This window comes from Pseudomonas helvetica, from assembly GCF_039908645.1.
Lineage (GTDB): Bacteria > Pseudomonadota > Gammaproteobacteria > Pseudomonadales > Pseudomonadaceae > Aquipseudomonas > Aquipseudomonas helvetica.
This window is the reverse complement of record NZ_CP150917.1, coordinates 4406626-4422904: the sequence shown is the minus strand read 5'-3', so window position 1 is coordinate 4422904 and position 16279 is coordinate 4406626. Positions and strand designations below refer to the sequence as shown.

Here is a 16279-nt window from a genome sequence, read left to right as displayed (position 1 = left end):
CCCTCGGCGAACGTGCCATTGGCCGTTCGCCTACTCTTTGTTGATTGACCTTGCTTGAGATTTTTCATGATCAATAACGATCGCCTGTTGGTGCAGATCCTGCTCCTGGTGTTGTTCGGTGCCAGCTTCTGGGTGATGGCGCCCTTTTGGTCGGCGCTGTTCTGGGGCGCGGTGCTGGCGTTCGCCAGTTGGCCGCTGATGCGCTTGCTGACTCGCTGGCTCAATGGTCACGAATCCCTCGCGGCGGCGTTGCTGACGCTGGGCTGGATGGTGCTGGTGGCGGTGCCGTTGGTGTGGCTCGGTTTTAACCTGGCCGATCATGTACGCGATGCCACGGTGTTCATCAAGGACGTTCAGGTTGACGGCTTGCCGGCGGCCCCGGTGTGGCTGGCCGGGATTCCGCTGGTTGGCGAGCGGCTGGTTGGGCTCTGGAACAGCCTTGATCAGCAAGGCGCGGCGTTGTTGTTGGCGGTCAAACCCTATCTGGGACAAGTCGGCAACTGGTTGCTGGCGCGCAGTGCGCAGATCGGCGGAGGGATTCTCGAGCTGACCTTGAGCATCGTTTTCGTGTTCTTTTTCTATCGCGACGGCCCACGGTTGGCGATGTTTGCTCACCGTCTGCTGGAACGGCTGATCGGCGAGCGTGCCGGTTATTACATCGAGCTGGTCGCCGGAACGGTGCAGCGGGTGGTCAACGGGGTCATCGGCACTGCCGCCGCCCAGGCGATCCTGGCGCTGATCGGCTTCCTGATTGCCGGTATTCCGGGCGCACTGGTGCTGAGTATCGTCACCTTCCTGCTCAGTCTGATCCCCATGGGCCCGCCGTTGGTGTGGATTCCGGCGACTGCCTGGCTGGCCTGGAAGGGCGAGTACGGTATGGCGGTGTTCCTCGGCATTTGGGGCACGTTTATCATCAGCGGCGTCGATAACGTGCTCAAGCCCTACCTGATCAGCCGTGGCGGCAACTTGCCGTTGGTGATCGTGCTGCTTGGGGTGTTTGGCGGGTTGATCGCCTTTGGCTTTATCGGCTTGTTCATCGGTCCGACCTTGTTGGCCGTGGCGTACAGCCTGTTGATCGACTGGAGTAACAGTCAGGGGCGGGTTGAAGAAAAGCGTTGATCAATTGTGGTGAGGGGGCCTGCCCTAATGCCGATCAGTTAAGCCGAATACTGAACCTGTGGCGAGGGAGCTTGTCGGAACGCCGCACCGTCCCGCTGGGGCGCGAAGCGGCCCTAAAAATGGGACTGCTACGCAGTCCAGCGGGAGCAAGCTCCCTCGCCACAGGTTATGAGTTCAATAGCCTCAGGCTGCGGCGCTCAGGTTTTTGCTTGAGTTCAGGGTATTGGCCTGCGAGTACTGCTGGTTCATGCTGACGATCAATTTGCTCAGCGCCTCGGCTACTGCGCCTTGATCGATGGCGCCGCTGTTCTGGCTGTTGTCCGTGTCGAGCATCTTCAGCAGGGCCGCACCATTGTCGGTGCTGCTGGTGGACGAGGTTGCGGCCAGGGCGCTACTCAGTTCGCTGCTGCTGATGCTGCCATCACCATTCGTGTCGAGCTGGCCAAACAGGGACTGGCTGGACAGTTGTTGTGGCGGCTGAGGCGGCGTGAGGGCGGCAACCAGCTCGTCCTTGCTCACGCTCCCGTCGTTGTTCGTGTCCAGCGCCGCAAACAGGCTCTTGCTGTCGGCAGTACTGCCGGCTTTCGTCAGGCCTGCGCTCAGCTCATCGCTGCTGATGCTGCCATTACTGTTGCTGTCCAGAAGGCTGAGCATGCTGTCGGCCAGTTCGGTGCTGGGCGGCTGATCATTATGGGCTTGGCAGGACGATGGCGTCATGGCGGCCATTTCCTGGCTGCTCAGACCTCCACTGTTATCGCTGTCCAGGCTGCTGAATTGCTGGCTCAGGCTGTTCAGTGCGCGGCTGTCGCTTTTCTTCGCCAGGGCGCTGTTCAGCTCATCCTTGGAAACGGTTCCGTCGCCATTGGTGTCGAGCTTGGCAAACAACTCTTTCTGACGCTGCTGGAGTCGGGCGGTATAGGCCGCACTGGTGGCGCTGGTATAGCTGGAGTTACTGCTGACGCTGCCGATCATGGGCTCACTCCCTGGATGGATAAAACCGGTGAAGGCACCGGCCCATGCAGCCTCGGGGGAGCAGTTGTCGTGGGTATGTGGAATTTGTACGAATCAGCACACAGAGTCTGTTCAGACCCGTGGCAGGCAGACCACGGCAGTCAGGCCGCCGCCTGGGGTTTCTTCCAGGCTTAATGCTCCGCCCAGCCGTTGAGCAGCTTCGCGGGCGATGGTCATGCCCAGTCCAATGCCGCCAGAGTTGCGATTGCGTGAACCTTCCAGGCGAAAGAACGGCTCGAACACGGCTTCGCGTTTGTCGGCGTTGATCCCCGGGCCATGGTCGATCACTCGAATGATCAACTGTTCACGGCTGTCTTCAAGGGTGATCAGAGCCTGGCCGGCGTACCGCAAGGCATTGTCCAGCAAGTTGTTGATGCACGACCGCAGGGCCATCGGTTGAACCTGCAACGGTGCGCAGTGCCCACTGGCCTGCACGTCAGCGCCTTGATCCTGGGCGTTTTCGCAGAGTGATTCGATCAGCGCCTGCACGTCCATCCACTGCAGGGCTTCGCTGGTACGTTGTTCGTGCAGGTAGCTGAGGGTCGCATCGAGCATGCGAATCATGTCGTCGAGGTCTTGCCGCATCTGCCCTTGCAGCTTGATGTCGTCGATCTGCTCCAGGCGCAATTTGAGTCGCGACAGTGGCGTACGCAGGTCATGGGAGACGGCACCGAGCATCCGCGAGCGCTGCTGCACCTGCTCACGGATACGCTTCTGCATCAGGTTGAAAGTGTGCGCCGCCTGCCGTGATTCTCGGGGGCCGGACTCATCAAGCGGTGGGCTGTCGAGGTTTTCGCTGAGGCTCTCGGCGGCCGCGCTCAAGCGTTGAATCGGCCGGGACAGCAGTTTTGCGCCGTACCAGGCGGCGATTACCAACGAGATGAGCTGAAAGGTCAGCGGTACGATCGGGCCGCCAAACCAGGGCCGCGGTGGTCTGTGTTTGAAGGGCGGTGGCGGCTGCCCATTGAACCCGGCGGAAAACTCCGGCGGTGGCGGGGGCGGGGGATGGCCGTAATGGTGAAACCAGAAGAACGCCAGAAGGTGCGCCAGGATAATCGCCAGCAACAACACGCCAAACAGGCGGCCGAACAGCGTATCGAAGCGCGCACGCATCAGCCGATGTCTCGGGCGTCGAACAGGTAACCTTCGCCGCGAACGGTTTTGATCAACTGGGGTGATTTGGGATCGTCACCGAGCTTTTGTCGCAGGCGCGAGACCAGCAGATCGATACTGCGATCGAACGCTTCGATCGAGCGTCCACGAGCGGCATCCAGTAATTGCTCGCGGCTGAGCACTCGTCGCGGGCGTTCGATGAATACCCAGAGCAAGCGGAATTCGGCGTTCGACAGCGGCACCACCAGGCCATCGACGGAGATCAACTGACGCAGCACGCTATTGAGGCGCCAGTTGTCGAAGCGAATGTTGGCGCGTTGTTCGGCACGGTCATCGCGCACGCGGCGCAGGATGGTTTGAATCCGCGCGACCAGCTCTCGTGGCTCGAACGGCTTGGCCATGTAATCGTCGGCCCCCAGTTCCAGGCCGATGATGCGGTCGGTGGGTTCGCAGCGGGCGGTGAGCATCAGGATCGGGATGTCCGATTCGGCGCGCAGCCAGCGGCACAGCGACAGACCGTCTTCGCCGGGCAGCATCAGGTCCAGCACCACCACGTCGTAATGCTCCGCTTGCAGCGCCAGGCGCATGGCGGCACCGTCGGTAACGCCGCTGGCGTGGATGTTGAAGCGGGCCAGGTAGTCGATCAGCAGTTCGCGGATCGGAACGTCATCGTCAACGATCAGCGCGCGGGTGTTCCAGCGTTTGTCTTCGCCGGCTGCGGGGGCTTTTTGATCATCGTTCAGAGGAGCAGGGCTATTTTGCATGCGTACGTTCATCTGCCAGAGAGGCTGCCAACCACAAAAGATGGGCTGCGAGGTTGTGGCTTCAGCATAAGGCGTCCGGCCGTGAGGCGGGAAGTGCTGTAGGAAGTCTTGCGGTTGGCGAGGGTAGCCTTGGGCGGTGTTGAGGGCGTGTCGTGAGTGTATCTGTTTCGACACAATTGCCAGGCGTGCAGGGCTTATCATCCACCAACCGGCACTGTTGAAGATGATTTACCGATCATCGGGTCCCGGACGGGCTCGCGTTCCGCTACAATGCGCGCCGATTTCGACTTGCCTGAGAGCCCACTCATGTCCGCCTGCCAGACTCCTATCATCGTCGCCCTGGATTTCCCTACCCGTGACGCCGCACTGAAGCTGGCCGACCAGTTGGACCCGAAACTGTGCCGGGTCAAAGTCGGTAAGGAACTGTTCACCAGCTGCGCTTCGGAAATCGTCGGGACCTTGCGTGACAAGGGCTTCGAGGTGTTTCTCGACCTTAAATTCCATGACATTCCGAACACCACCGCGATGGCCGTCAAGGCGGCTGCGGAAATGGGCGTGTGGATGGTCAACGTGCATTGCTCCGGCGGCCTGCGCATGATGGCGGCCTGTCGCGAGGTACTCGACCAGCGCAGCGGTCCAAAACCACTGTTGATCGGCGTGACCGTGCTGACCAGCATGGAGCGTGAGGATCTGGCCGGGATTGGCCTGGACATCGAGCCACAGGAGCAGGTATTGCGTCTGGCGGCACTGGCAGAAAAAGCCGGGATGGATGGCCTGGTGTGTTCGGCGCTCGAGGCCTCGGCGTTGAAAGCGGCGCATCCGTCGCTGCAACTGGTGACGCCGGGGATCCGCCCGGCGGGCAGTGCCCAGGACGATCAGCGTCGCATCCTGACACCGCGCCAGGCACTGGATGCCGGTTCTGACTATCTGGTGATTGGCCGTCCGATCAGCCAGGCAGCCGATCCAGCGAAAGCCTTGGCCGACGTCGTGGCTGAACTGGCTTAAGCGCAGCCCGGTAAAACCAATCGCGGGCAAGCTTTGCTCCTACAGTATTGATGTCGTACGCGGATGATGCGACCGACAGATGACCTGTAGGAGCAAGGCTTGCCCGCGATGCTATTGGGCTACACCTTCAACACCAGCTTCCCAAAATTCTCACCGCTGAACAGCTTCATCAGCGTTTCCGGGAATGTCTCCAGCCCTTCGACGATGTCTTCCTTGCTCTTGAGCTGCCCCTTGGCCATCCACCCGGCCATTTCCTGTCCCGCAGCAGCGAACTGCGCGGCGTAATCCATCACCACAAAGCCTTCCATCCGCGCACGGTTGACCAGCAGCGATAGATAATTGGCCGGGCCTTTGACCGCTTCCTTGTTGTTGTACTGGCTGATGGCGCCGCAGATCACCACGCGGGCCTTCATGTTCAGGCGGCTGAGCACGGCGTCGAGAATATCTCCGCCGACGTTATCGAAATACACGTCTACGCCTTTCGGGCATTCGCGCTTGAGGCCGGCAACCACGTCTTCGTGCTTGTAGTCGATGGCGCCGTCGAAGCCCAACTCGTCAATCAGGAACTTGCACTTGTCCGCGCCGCCGGCGATGCCCACCACGCGGCAGCCTTTGATCTTGGCAATCTGCCCGGCAATGCTGCCTACCGCGCCGGCTGCACCCGACAGCACCACGGTCTCCCCGGCCTTCGGCGCGCCGACGTCGAGCAGCGCGAAGTAAGCGGTCATGCCGGTCATGCCCAGTGCTGACAAATAACGCGGCAATGGCGCCAGTTTCGGATCGACCTTATAGAAACCTCGAGGCTCCCCAAGGAAGTAATCCTGCACGCCCAGCGCACCGTTGACGTAATCGCCCACGGCAAAGCCCGGGTTGTTCGAGGCAATCACCTTGCCCACGCCGAGGGCGCGCATGACTTCGCCGATGCCCACAGGCGGGATGTAGGACTTGCCTTCGTTCATCCAGCCACGCATGGCCGGGTCCAGCGACAGGTACTCGTTCTTGACCAGGATCTGGCCCGCCGCAGGCTCGCCGACAGGGACTTGTTGATAGGTAAAGGTCTCGCGGGTCGCAGCTCCCACCGGGCGTTTGGCGAGCAGGAATTGACGGTTGATCTGGGCAGTCATGGCGGGCACTCAAGGTTGAATGAAGTCTGATTGATAGACCCTCATGGCGGTTGTCGCAAGGTTTGCTGACGCAGCGAATACAGTCCGATCCAAAGGAGTGATAGTCGGGCGGGGATCTTCATCACCGCAACTCATAAGCAATCAACCGGCCCTCTGATAGTGCTGCCGCGTGACGGGGCAGGGTGCTTAGACTGCGAAAACGAGATCACCCACATCTTTCGAGGACCTAACAATGAGCATGACGTTTTCCGGCAAGGTTGCGTTGGTGACAGGGGCTGCCGCCGGTATTGGCCGCGCAACCGCCCAGGCGTTTGCTGCCGAGGGATTGAAAGTGGTGGTCGCGGACCTTGATGTGGCTGGCGGCGAAGGTACCGCCGAGCTGATTCGGGCTGCCGGTGGCGAAGCGGTTTTCGTGCAGTGCAACGTGACCCTGGAGAGCGATGTACAGAATCTGATGGCGAAGGCGGTGAGCACTTATGGTCGCCTCGACTACGCCTTCAACAATGCCGGGATCGAAATCGAAAAGGGCAAGCTTGCCGAAGGCACGCTCGATGAGTTCGACGCGATCATGGGCGTCAACGTCAAGGGCGTCTGGTTGTGCATGAAGTACCAACTGCCGCTGATGCTGGCGCAAGGTGGCGGCGCGATCGTCAATACCGCTTCGGTGGCCGGGCTTGGCGCGGCGCCGAAGATGAGTATTTATGCGGCGTCCAAGCACGCTGTCATCGGCCTGACCAAATCGGCAGCCATCGAATACGCGAAGAAGAAAATTCGCGTGAATGCAGTCTGTCCGGCGGTTATCGACACCGACATGTTCCGTCGTGCCTATGAAGCCGATCCGAAGAAAGCCGATTTTGCCGCCGCCATGCACCCGGTGGGACGTATCGGCAAGGTCGAGGAAATTGCCAGTGCGGTGTTGTATCTGTGCAGCGATGGGGCGGCGTTCACCACCGGGCACTCGCTGGCGGTGGATGGCGGGGTGACGGCGTTCTGAGGGTTTGCCTGCGACGTCGCGCCGGACATTGTGTTTCAAGGGGTTAGAGGAGGGTGTTTTAGCGGCGTTGTCGCACATCTTCATGCGAGCGCCTGTGCTTAACTGGCCCCAGAAAAACAGTTGGAGTGGGTCTCTCATGGAATTGAGAATCGATCGGCAGGCGTTGGTGCCCGTCGTGCAGCAAATTGTTGATGCCCTCGCTGGCTGGATTCGCCAAAGTGCCATTGAGCCCGGAACGCGTTTGCCGTCCATTCGACAACTGGCCCGGGAAAACCTGCTCAGTCAGTCCAGTGTCATCGAGGCGTATGAGCGCATGGTCGCCCAAGGCGTGCTGGCATCGCGTCATGGCTCGGGTTTTTTCGTTGCCGGGCCTTTGGGTGCGACCCATCGTTGCGCTGACCTAGCGGGCCCCATGGCGGCTGACGCAAACAGTGTCGGGTTGGTCGACGACCCGTTGGGCATGTTGCCGCTGGGGCGTGGTGGTCTGCCCGAAAGCTGGCGCGAGAGCGACGATCTCAGTTATGCCATTCGCCAGGTTTCGCGTACCGACATGGCCGGACTGTTCAACTACAGCCCTTCATACGGGTTGCCGGTCTTGCGCCAACAGATCCTCAAACGCTTGCAACAGATGAGTATTACCGTCGATGAGAACCAGGTTCTCACCACTACGGGAGCTACTCACGGGCTTGATCTGATCGTACGGACGCTGCTCAAGCCGGGTGATTGCGTGGTGGTCGAAAGTCCGGGGTATTCGAATCTGTTCAAGCTGCTCAAGTTGCATGGTGTCAGGTTGCTGGAAGTACCAAGGACCTCTCGCGGCCCGGACATTGAAGTGCTTGAGGCCTTGTTGAGCGCGAACAATCCCCGTGCGTTGTTCATCAATAGCCTGTTCCACAATCCGACCGGCAGTAGCCTGGCACCCGCCGTTGCGCAACGGATTCTGCAATTGGCCAAGCGTCATGAGTTAATCATCGTCGAGGATGACGTCTACGCTGACTTCCAGGGCAGTGCCGGCACCCGCCTGGCGGCAATGGACGCGGGTCAGAGCGTGGTCTATGTCGGCAGCTTTTCGAAAACCCTCAGCAGTTCGCTGCGGGTCGGTTATGTCGTGGCCAGCGCTGCAATCATTGCGCGCCTGGCAGACATGAAGATGATTACCAGCCTGGGAGCTTCGCGGTTTTGCGAGTCGGTGCTGAGCAGTCTGTTGGCCAATGGCGCCTACCGCAAACTGGTACAGCGCCAGCGTCAGCGATTGAAGCGGGATATGGCGGCGACATTGCTGGTGCTTGAAGACGCCGACTGGGAGGTGTTCGGCAAGCCTGCGGGCGGGTTGTACATTTGGGCCCGACCACGAGAGCACGAATCGGCATGGGTGCGCACGCTGGCTCACTCATTCGGTATCGTGCTGTCCTCCAGGACGGCCTTCAGCCCCAGTGGCGAGACCATCGATTGGCTGCGTATCAATGTGGCTTATGCCAACGATCCTCGGGCACAGGCGTTTTTTCAGGCGTGCGCCTTACCGGATCGACTTCGACCGTTCTGAAAACGACTCACGCGTAGCTTTTTGCCATTATCGCGGCGCCAAAGGCTTGTGCTTGGGTGCACCCCATTGCGAATCTGCAACAACAGAAAATGGTCGTGTTGCCATTGAGTATGGGAAGGGGGTTACGAGCAATGATTTCGGCCGTGCAAGGACGTTTTGCCAACCTCGGTATGGCAAAAAAACTGGGTGTCGGTTTTATTCTGGTCCTGATGTTGACGGCCGTGGTGGCCGCTATCGGCGTCTGGTCCTTGCAAACCATCAGCCAGCGCTTCGACGGGCTCAAGCAGATGTCGTCGCTCAACAGTGGCCTGCTCAAGGTGCGTTTGCTTGAGCAGGAATACGCCTTGCACAGTGATCCGAAAACCGTCGATGCCTTGCACAAGGGTGTTGACGCGTTGGTCGCCCTCGCAACGCAACTCAAGGCTCAGTCGGCAGCTAACGTTCCGGTGATGAATGATGTCGAGCAGTCGCTGGGGGCTTACCGCAAAGCCTTCGATGAATTCGTCGAACTGACCCAGTCCAAGGAACTGGCGCTGGAAATGGCCAGTTGGTCGGTGTCCAGCGTGGCCAATAACCTTGATGTGCTGCAAGCTGGCCTTGCCGACGATGGTGCTTATGCGCTCAAGGATACGCAAGGCAAGGAGGGCGCTGAGTTTATCGAGCAGGCCAATCAGGTCAGTCAGGTATCGAGGCTGATGTTGCAGGCCATGAATGAGGCGCGAGTGCGCCTGGATCAAAGCCGCAAGGCCAGTGATGAAAGTGCCGAGCAAGGCAAGATTGAACAGGCCGACCAGGCATTGACCCAGGTTGAGGCATTGAAGGGCGCGGTCAAGGATGCGGGCTACCAGACAGTGCTCAACGAAGTGGCCGGGCATATCGCCAGTTTCAGCGAAAAACTTGCCGAGTACACGGGACTGCTGAGTCAGGAGAAAAAGGTCTATCAGCAGTTGCATGAGCGCGCCGCCGAAGTGGTGCAGCGGGTCGACCAGGCTTACGCGGCCGAGGACCAGTCGATGCAGGCAGAACTGAAGAAGAATTCGGTGTTGATCATTGCGTCTTCGGCGCTTGCGTTGCTGGTCGGGCTGATTGCCGCGTGGGTGATTACTCGCTTGATCGTTGCGCCACTGCGCAGTGTGATTCTCGTCGCCCAGAAAATTGCGGCGGGCGATCTGAGCGCGACCGTGCAGGTGACACGGCGTGATGAAATCGGCCAGTTGATGCAGGCCATGCAGCAAATGGGCGCGGGGTTGAGCAGCATTGTCAGCGGCTTGCAGGCGGGTATCGAGCAGCTTGCGAATTCCGCGCAATCGCTCTCGGCGGTGACCGAGCAGACCAACCTGGAAGTCAGCAGCCAGAAAGAAGAGACCGAGCAAGTTGCCACCGCGATGAATCAGATGACCGCGACCGTGCATGACGTTGCGCGCAATGCCGAGGAAGCTGCACTGGCAGCGCAGACGGCAGACGGCAAGGTCGAAACCGGTCAGCAGGTCGTGCGTCAGAGCATGCAGCGCATCGAGCAATTGGCTGACTCGGCGACGTCGGCCAGTTCCAGCATCGAAAGCCTCAGTGCGGAAATCCAGAACATTGGCACTGTCCTCAGCGTGATCAAGAGCGTCGCCGAGCAGACCAACCTGCTGGCACTCAATGCGGCCATCGAGGCAGCGCGAGCGGGTGAGCAGGGCAGGGGCTTTGCCGTGGTTGCCGATGAAGTCCGGGCCCTGGCCAAGCGTACCCAGCAATCCACAGAAGAAATCGAACGTCTGGTGAGTGCCTTGCGTTCCGCTGCGCAGGCATCGGTGCAGCAAATACAGAGCAGCGGTGAGTTGGTCAAGCTCGCCGTCAGTGATGCGCTACAGACCGAGAGTGCGCTGGGCAGTATCGCTGCGGCGGTCTCGCTGATTCAGCAGATGAACCAGCAGATCGCTGCAGCGGCCGAACAACAGAGTTCGGTTGCCGAAGAGATCAATCGCAGCGTGACCAGCATCCGTGCCAGTGCCGATCAATCCTCGGTGGCCATGCAAGGCAATGCCACGTCGAGTATCGAACTGGCGCAATTGGGGGTTGAGCTGAAGGGGATGGTGGGGCATTTCAGATTGTAAGCGTGTGTGGCGAAGGAGCTTGTGCTCCCGTCAGCACGGTCCGTGCTCGGGTGCAGCAGTTGTACAGCGGTACTTGCGGTCTGACTGAACTGAGCGAAGGGGGAGGGTCGCTTCGCGACCCAGCGGGAGCAAGCTCCCTCGCCACGGGTGTTACCACTATCAGTCGTAGATAGCTTTCTTCTTCCAGTCTGCGTCGGCTTCCACGTCCTTGAGGCCTTCGGTCAACTCGTTAACTTCGCCTTCCACCGGTGCAATGTTGGTCAGCACCATGGAGTTGGCGCGCGCCAACAGTTTTTCCAGGTACTGCAACTGCTCGCTGTAAACCTGCGGGTCTTGCTGTTTGCGCAAGTATTGCACGCCACGTTCGAACGCCAGGCGGGCTTGCCCAGGTTGTTCCTGCTGCAGCGCATGTTGACCGAGGTTGTTGAAGAACTCGATGTGCAGCAATACCAGGATGTGGCGAACTTCACGAATCCAGCGCTTGGCTTCGTTGGTTGGCAGGAAACCGTCCTGTGCTGCGCGAGTGATCTGGCCATGCAAGGCTTCAAGCAAAAAGCGTACGTCCTTGGCCTTGGCTTCAGTCTGGATCGGTGCCGGTGGGTTGTTGACCGGAATCGATTCACCTCGTGCGACCAGTGCACGCAGTTCCTCGATGCGGGCTTTGGCCGTCGAATTGGTTTTATCCAGATTGAGCAGGCGTTGGCAGACGTTGAGTTCCAGTCGCGTCAGCAGCAGCTTGAGCGCCGGAGTCATCAGTTGGCCAGGGAAGGTCTCGGTGATTTCGCCACAGCGGCGCAATCGATCATTGAGTTCGACCTTGGTGCGGGCCTTTTCCAGTTTATTGTTTTCCACCACATGGTTCATGTAGCCAATGGCGATCAATATTGCGATCCCGACTATTACTAGCAGGGTGATCATGAGTGGTGTCACCGTGAAGACCTCTTTATAGGGTTTGCGTGCGAGTGTAGTGGCTAAGCCTGGGGGCGCATAGGGTGGCGCGACGAGTTGGATCGAGCCTTTGCGCTGTCTATATAGGCAATGTGTGGGTGGGTGCACATTGCCATCATCTGCTGGAGAGGACTATAGCGCCTTGGCGAGTGACAGAATATAGGCGTCAAACCCCGGTCGGACGAAAACCCGGAATTGCCCCTTAAAGGGGGGCGAAGTCATTGATTTAAATAAATTTATAGTTGGGGGTTGACGACCCCTCAATCCATCCATAGAATGCGCGCCACTTACAGCGGAAAGCACACAGCGAAACGCGGTAGGGAGTGAATGTTGTACGTGTGTCCCCTTCGTCTAGTGGCCTAGGACACCGCCCTTTCACGGCGGTAACAGGGGTTCGAGTCCCCTAGGGGACGCCAATGCGGGAATAGCTCAGTTGGTAGAGCACGACCTTGCCAAGGTCGGGGTCGCGAGTTCGAGTCTCGTTTCCCGCTCCAATTTTAAACGGCTTTGCTTTCGGGCAGGGCTGAGTGAAACCAGAACCAAGTCTTCGGATGCGGGGCTGGACACCGAAACACACACCATGTGTTCCGGGTAGCGTGTCCCCTTCGTCTAGTGGCCTAGGACACCGCCCTTTCACGGCGGTAACAGGGGTTCGAGTCCCCTAGGGGACGCCATTGCGGGAATAGCTCAGTTGGTAGAGCACGACCTTGCCAAGGTCGGGGTCGCGAGTTCGAGTCTCGTTTCCCGCTCCATATTTAACAAAAACGCCGCTCACTGAGCGGCGTTTTTGTGTGCGCGTTATAAAAATATCTCAGCCTCCCAGGCTATGGATCAGGTTATCCAGCACTTCAGCGGTTGTTTCATCCAGCTCTGCAACCACCGACGCTCTAAGCTGCTGGTGCGCCAAGCGATATTCGCTGGGTGTGCAGTTGGCGAAATGCTTGAAGGCACGAGCGAAGTAGGAGGGGTCCTTGAAACCGGCTTCATAGCCGATGCTGGTGATAGGCATCTGGCTGTTGCCGAGCAATTCCTTCGCAAAATTCATGCGTTTGTTCAGGATGTAATCCATGAAGCCGAGTCCGTAGGCTTCCTTGAACAGGCGGCTGAAGCGAAAGGTGGTCATGCCGCAGCGTTTGGCCACATCCCGCTGATCGATGTTGTCCCGAAAGTGCTGATCGATGTACAGCAGCACATTGCTCAACGCCTGGTGTTTTTGGTGTTCCGGCGTCATCCGGATACTGCCCGGAAGGGTCGGGGAGTGGTCGATCTGCATCGTCTTGCGTTGGTCGCGAACATTGCGGCGTAGCTCGTGCAACTGAACGACAGCCGTCAGGTAGCGATTCTTTTCGGCGGCGGAAAGGGGCAGCACCATGTATTCCCAGACACACGAACGCATCGCCCATACGGCCAGCTCTTCGGAGTGCTGCACGGTGAACATGGTGATCGGAATGGCCGGTGCGGTGCGTTTGATCTCCAGCAGCATCCTCAGGCCAGGTGTGTCGGGGCGATCAAAATGGATGCAGATCATGTCGGCCTGCATCCCGCTGGAAAATGTGGAGCCTTTCGCCAGTTTGCAGTCGCAGGCGTGCTCGAACTGCGCCATGAGTTCCGGGGTGGACCGATCGTGGGTCCGATCGAACCAGAGTAGTGATGGTTTCCTGATCACGTTTGACGTCATGTGTTTAGCTCTGGCGTTTGAGGTTCTTCGTGCCTCTATCCGCTGAGTAGTATTGTCAATGTGATATCGCTTTGCAGACTAAATCCTGATAAGAAAGCCCGAATTTAGTTCTATTCGCTCTATGGTTTGCTTGTCAGTCAGTGTCGGACGGTTGTTTATTGGCGTGTTGGCGGCGGATACAGGATCAACCGTTCATCGCTTGTGAAACAAGGGTAATAGCCTTTGCCGTCCGTTCCTTGTTTAGAGCCTTTCCTTTCCCTTCTTTTCCTTCTACAGACGCCAATTATCCAGTGATTGGTAGTGCCCGCAAAAAAGTCCTAGCGATGCGCAAAATCCTCCTAACCCCCTTGGGGATGCCCTGACTAAGGTAGCTACAAGCAGTGCAAAAAGTGCTGCTCCCCGGAAGAACAACATTCGAGTGAGGTGGGCAAAATGACTCTGCAAACTATCAAGGCTTCGGTACTGAAGTTCGCCAAAGATGAAGACGGTCTGACCATTGTGGAATACGCAGTGGCCGGTGGGCTGATTACGGTGGCTGTCGCCGCAATGTTCGTGAAGCTTGGGGGCGCGGTGAATACCCAAATTACAGCGCTGTGCGCTGCGGTCAAAGGTGGTGCCTGCTAATAGTAGGCAATTCCCGTTGGGTGACATGGCGATGCCCATGGAGCAGGCGGTTGCTTCTATCTTGCTGATGAGGCTGCCGGATAACTTTCTTGATGGGCTTCGCGTTGTCTCTACCAAAGTATGTTCTGAGCGGTTTGGCCGCTGGAGTGGGAGAGCAAAATGACTCTGCAAACAATAAGAACTTCGGTACACAAGTTCGCCAAAGATGAAGATGGCCTGACCATTGTGGAATACGCGGTGGCGGGCGGGTTGATTACAGTCGCTGTTGCTGTCGCGTTCACACTGCTTGGCGGCAACGTGAATGCCAAGATCACGACACTATGCCAAATCGTTAATAACAACACAGCATGCTGACGATTACCCCTGGTAGGGAGAAGCCCATGTCCACGGAAATGCTGGTTTCGACTGTTTTGCTGATAGGACTGCTGGGCGTGGCGGTGGTGAGCGATCTGCTCCGCCACCGCATTCCCAACCTGTTGATCCTGTTAGGTCTTGCACTGGGATTGGCCGGTCAGATTTATTCAGGGGGAGTCAGCGGATTGGGAGGCGGCCTGTTGGGCATCCTGATCTGTTTTGCACTGTTTCTGCCCATGTATGCCTCGGGTGGCATGGCCGCCGGTGACGTCAAGTTGATGGCCATGGTCGGCAGTTTTCTACCGTTCCATTACGCGTTGTGGGCTGCTTTATTCAGCCTGATCGCCGGTGGCGTGTGCGGTTTCCTGATAGTGCTGGTTCGCGGTCAATTATTACAGACCCTGGGGCGCTATTGGCTGATTTTGAGGGCGCAGTCTTATCTGGCGCCGACTTCAGACGAGGTGGCCAGCAAGCCTTTCCCTTATTCGATTGCCATTTTGCTTGGCACTTTAAACGCCGTTTACTGGCAACTCTTTGCCAGTGGGTTGGGAGGTTAGTCATGCACGTCATTGCCGAGAGTGATGCCTGCCACAATGAGCGAGAAGCGGTGCAGCGTCTGGCTCCCCAACCTTGCACTATCAGCGAGACGGGGCTGACGGACAGTTTTCTCGGCGAGTTGGTGTGCAAGCATTTGTACGACGCCGGTGTGCTGGACATGTCGCGGCTGGTAGAACGCCTGGCACTGACCGGCGCTGTAATGGAGGAGATCCTGGCGTTTCTGCGCAAAGATGGTCGTGTCGAAGTGCTTGGGCAGATGGGCGCGCAATCGGGAGGTGGCTCGCTACGCTATGGCTTGACTGACCGTGGACGCAGTGCCGCCCGCGATGCCCTGTCGCGTAGCGGTTATATCGGCGCGGCACCGTTCCCGGTGAGTGCCTACCGTTCCCTGCTCAAGCTGCAGACCATTCACCATGGACGCATCGGTGCGCACGATATGCGCACGGCACTTAATGGTGTGGTGCTCACGGAGGGGATGCTCGATCAACTGGGCGTGGCGCTGAACTCCGGGCGAGCGATCATGATTTATGGCCCCGCCGGGACTGGCAAGACCTATGTCAGCAGTCGGTTGATTCGCCTGTTCGCCGAGGCCATCTGGGTACCCCATGCCATTGCGATCAACGAGTCGGTGATTGAGATCTATGACCCGCAGGTACACCAGCGGCTGGATGATGGCAGTCCACAGAACAATCTGATGCTCAACGAAGGGATCGACCGTCGGCTGCTGTGCTGCAAACGCCCGATCGTCATTACCGGCGGTGAGTTGAGCATGGAACAGCTGGACATCCGGTATGACCCCTTTACCCGTCAGTACCAGGCCGCCTTGCAGCTCAAGGCCAGCAATGGCCTGTTCATCATCGACGACATGGGGCGCCAGCGCATGCCGCCCGCCGAGCTGCTGAATCGCTGGATCGTCCCGATGGAAGAGAAACGCGACTTCCTCAACCTGGGCGGCGGGCGGCATTGCGAGTTGCCGTTCGATCTGATTCTGGTGTTTTCCACCAACCTCAATCCCCTGGAGTTGGCCGATGAGGCCTTCCTCCGCCGGATTGGCTACAAGCTGCAATTCGGTTACCTGAAGCCCGAAGAGTACGAACGGATCTGGCAGCAGGAGTCCGAGCGTCTGGGCATTCGTCATGACCCGCTGCTGGTGCGCTTTGCACTACAGAAACTTTACGCCATCGAAGGCATGCCGTTGGTGCCTTGCCATCCCCGCGATCTCCTGAACATGGCGCTCGATCGCCAGCGTTACCTGGGCGGTTCCGGGCCACTGTCGCCGCAGGAGCTTGAATGGGCGTGGAGCAACTACTTCGTCCAGCTCGACTTTCTTTGAGTAGGAGATACA

At 58.7% G+C, this 16279-nt stretch carries 15 protein-coding genes and 4 tRNA genes; 13 read left to right on the top strand and 6 right to left on the bottom strand.

Annotated features, from left to right (window positions below):
• The first annotated feature begins 66 nt into the window (after positions 1–66).
• The gene (locus AABM55_RS20580) at positions 67–1119 is read left to right on the top strand and encodes an AI-2E family transporter (protein ID WP_054593400.1); all 1053 of its coding nucleotides are present in this window, start codon (positions 67–69) and stop codon (positions 1117–1119) included.
• 183 nt (positions 1120–1302) lie between these two features.
• On the opposite strand, the gene AABM55_RS20575 is transcribed toward AABM55_RS20580, so the two are convergent.
• The 3 genes from AABM55_RS20575 to AABM55_RS20565 all read right to left on the bottom strand — a co-directional run bounded on the left by AABM55_RS20575 (position 1303) and on the right by AABM55_RS20565 (position 4007).
• A complete protein-coding gene (locus AABM55_RS20575) occupies positions 1303–2091 on the bottom strand; it encodes an EF-hand domain-containing protein (protein ID WP_347927611.1) in 789 nt (262 codons plus the stop codon).
• Positions 2092–2202: 111 nt separating this feature from the next.
• The gene (locus AABM55_RS20570) at positions 2203–3243 is read right to left on the bottom strand and encodes a HAMP domain-containing sensor histidine kinase (protein ID WP_054593398.1); all 1041 of its coding nucleotides are present in this window, start codon (positions 3241–3243) and stop codon (positions 2203–2205) included.
• Entirely contained in the window at positions 3243–4007 is a 765-nt protein-coding gene (locus AABM55_RS20565) for a response regulator transcription factor (protein ID WP_347927609.1), read from the bottom strand. Before AABM55_RS20565 ends, AABM55_RS20570 begins: the two co-directional genes overlap by 1 nt.
• A 306-nt stretch (positions 4008–4313) precedes the next feature.
• Between AABM55_RS20565 and pyrF the strand changes: the two genes are divergently transcribed.
• The gene (gene pyrF / locus AABM55_RS20560) at positions 4314–5012 is read left to right on the top strand and encodes an orotidine-5'-phosphate decarboxylase (RefSeq protein WP_162491267.1); all 699 of its coding nucleotides are present in this window, start codon (positions 4314–4316) and stop codon (positions 5010–5012) included.
• A gap of 119 nt (positions 5013–5131) precedes the next feature.
• On the opposite strand, the gene AABM55_RS20555 is transcribed toward pyrF, so the two are convergent.
• Positions 5132–6136: an NADP-dependent oxidoreductase gene (locus tag AABM55_RS20555; protein ID WP_103319089.1), complete on the bottom strand. Its 1005-nt coding sequence runs from the start codon at positions 6134–6136 to the stop codon at positions 5132–5134.
• Positions 6137–6368: 232 nt separating this feature from the next.
• On the opposite strand from AABM55_RS20555, the gene AABM55_RS20550 reads away from it, so the two are divergent.
• The 3 genes from AABM55_RS20550 (at position 6369) to AABM55_RS20540 (ending at position 10772) form a co-directional block, all read left to right on the top strand.
• Positions 6369–7130 (top strand): SDR family oxidoreductase, encoded by a 762-nt coding sequence (locus AABM55_RS20550; RefSeq protein ID WP_347927606.1) that lies wholly within the window; start codon positions 6369–6371, stop codon positions 7128–7130.
• A 136-nt stretch (positions 7131–7266) separates the two neighbouring features.
• Positions 7267–8673, top strand: a complete 1407-nt coding sequence (locus AABM55_RS20545) for a PLP-dependent aminotransferase family protein (protein WP_347927604.1) — start codon at positions 7267–7269, stop codon at positions 8671–8673.
• A 131-nt stretch (positions 8674–8804) separates the two neighbouring features.
• Complete coding sequence (locus AABM55_RS20540) at positions 8805–10772, top strand: methyl-accepting chemotaxis protein (protein ID WP_347927602.1); 1968 nt, start codon at positions 8805–8807, stop codon at positions 10770–10772.
• A 159-nt stretch (positions 10773–10931) separates the two neighbouring features.
• On the opposite strand, the gene AABM55_RS20535 is transcribed toward AABM55_RS20540, so the two are convergent.
• On the bottom strand, positions 10932–11690 hold the full coding sequence (locus tag AABM55_RS20535; protein ID WP_054593391.1) for a hypothetical protein: 759 nt from the start codon (positions 11688–11690) through the stop codon (positions 10932–10934).
• A gap of 370 nt (positions 11691–12060) precedes the next feature.
• On the opposite strand from AABM55_RS20535, the gene AABM55_RS20530 reads away from it, so the two are divergent.
• The 4 genes from AABM55_RS20530 (at position 12061) to AABM55_RS20515 (ending at position 12472) form a co-directional block, all read left to right on the top strand.
• Positions 12061–12136 (top strand) — tRNA-Glu (locus AABM55_RS20530).
• 2 nt (positions 12137–12138) lie between these two features.
• Positions 12139–12214, top strand: a tRNA-Gly gene (locus tag AABM55_RS20525).
• Between the two features lie 104 nt (positions 12215–12318).
• Positions 12319–12394 (top strand) — tRNA-Glu (locus AABM55_RS20520).
• A 2-nt stretch (positions 12395–12396) separates the two neighbouring features.
• A tRNA-Gly gene (locus AABM55_RS20515) sits at positions 12397–12472 on the top strand.
• Between the two features lie 59 nt (positions 12473–12531).
• Here the strand turns inward: AABM55_RS20515 and AABM55_RS20510 are convergent.
• A complete protein-coding gene (locus AABM55_RS20510; protein WP_347927600.1) occupies positions 12532–13398 on the bottom strand; it encodes a DNA-binding response regulator in 867 nt (288 codons plus the stop codon).
• A 432-nt stretch (positions 13399–13830) separates the two neighbouring features.
• Here AABM55_RS20510 and AABM55_RS20505 point away from each other — a divergent pair, with 432 nt between their 5' ends.
• From AABM55_RS20505 to AABM55_RS20490, 4 genes are all read left to right on the top strand, one after another.
• Positions 13831–14022 carry a Flp family type IVb pilin gene (locus AABM55_RS20505; protein WP_347927598.1) on the top strand — a complete coding sequence of 64 codons (192 nt, stop codon included), beginning with the start codon at positions 13831–13833 and terminating at the stop codon, positions 14020–14022.
• Positions 14023–14181: 159 nt separating this feature from the next.
• Positions 14182–14376, top strand: coding sequence for a Flp family type IVb pilin (locus AABM55_RS20500; protein ID WP_347927596.1), 195 nt, complete (start codon positions 14182–14184; stop codon positions 14374–14376).
• A 26-nt stretch (positions 14377–14402) separates the two neighbouring features.
• The gene (locus AABM55_RS20495; RefSeq protein ID WP_347927595.1) at positions 14403–14933 is read left to right on the top strand and encodes a prepilin peptidase; all 531 of its coding nucleotides are present in this window, start codon (positions 14403–14405) and stop codon (positions 14931–14933) included.
• Between the two features lie 2 nt (positions 14934–14935).
• Positions 14936–16267 (top strand): AAA family ATPase, encoded by a 1332-nt coding sequence (locus tag AABM55_RS20490; RefSeq protein ID WP_347927593.1) that lies wholly within the window; start codon positions 14936–14938, stop codon positions 16265–16267.
• The last annotated feature ends 12 nt before the right edge of the window (positions 16268–16279 follow it).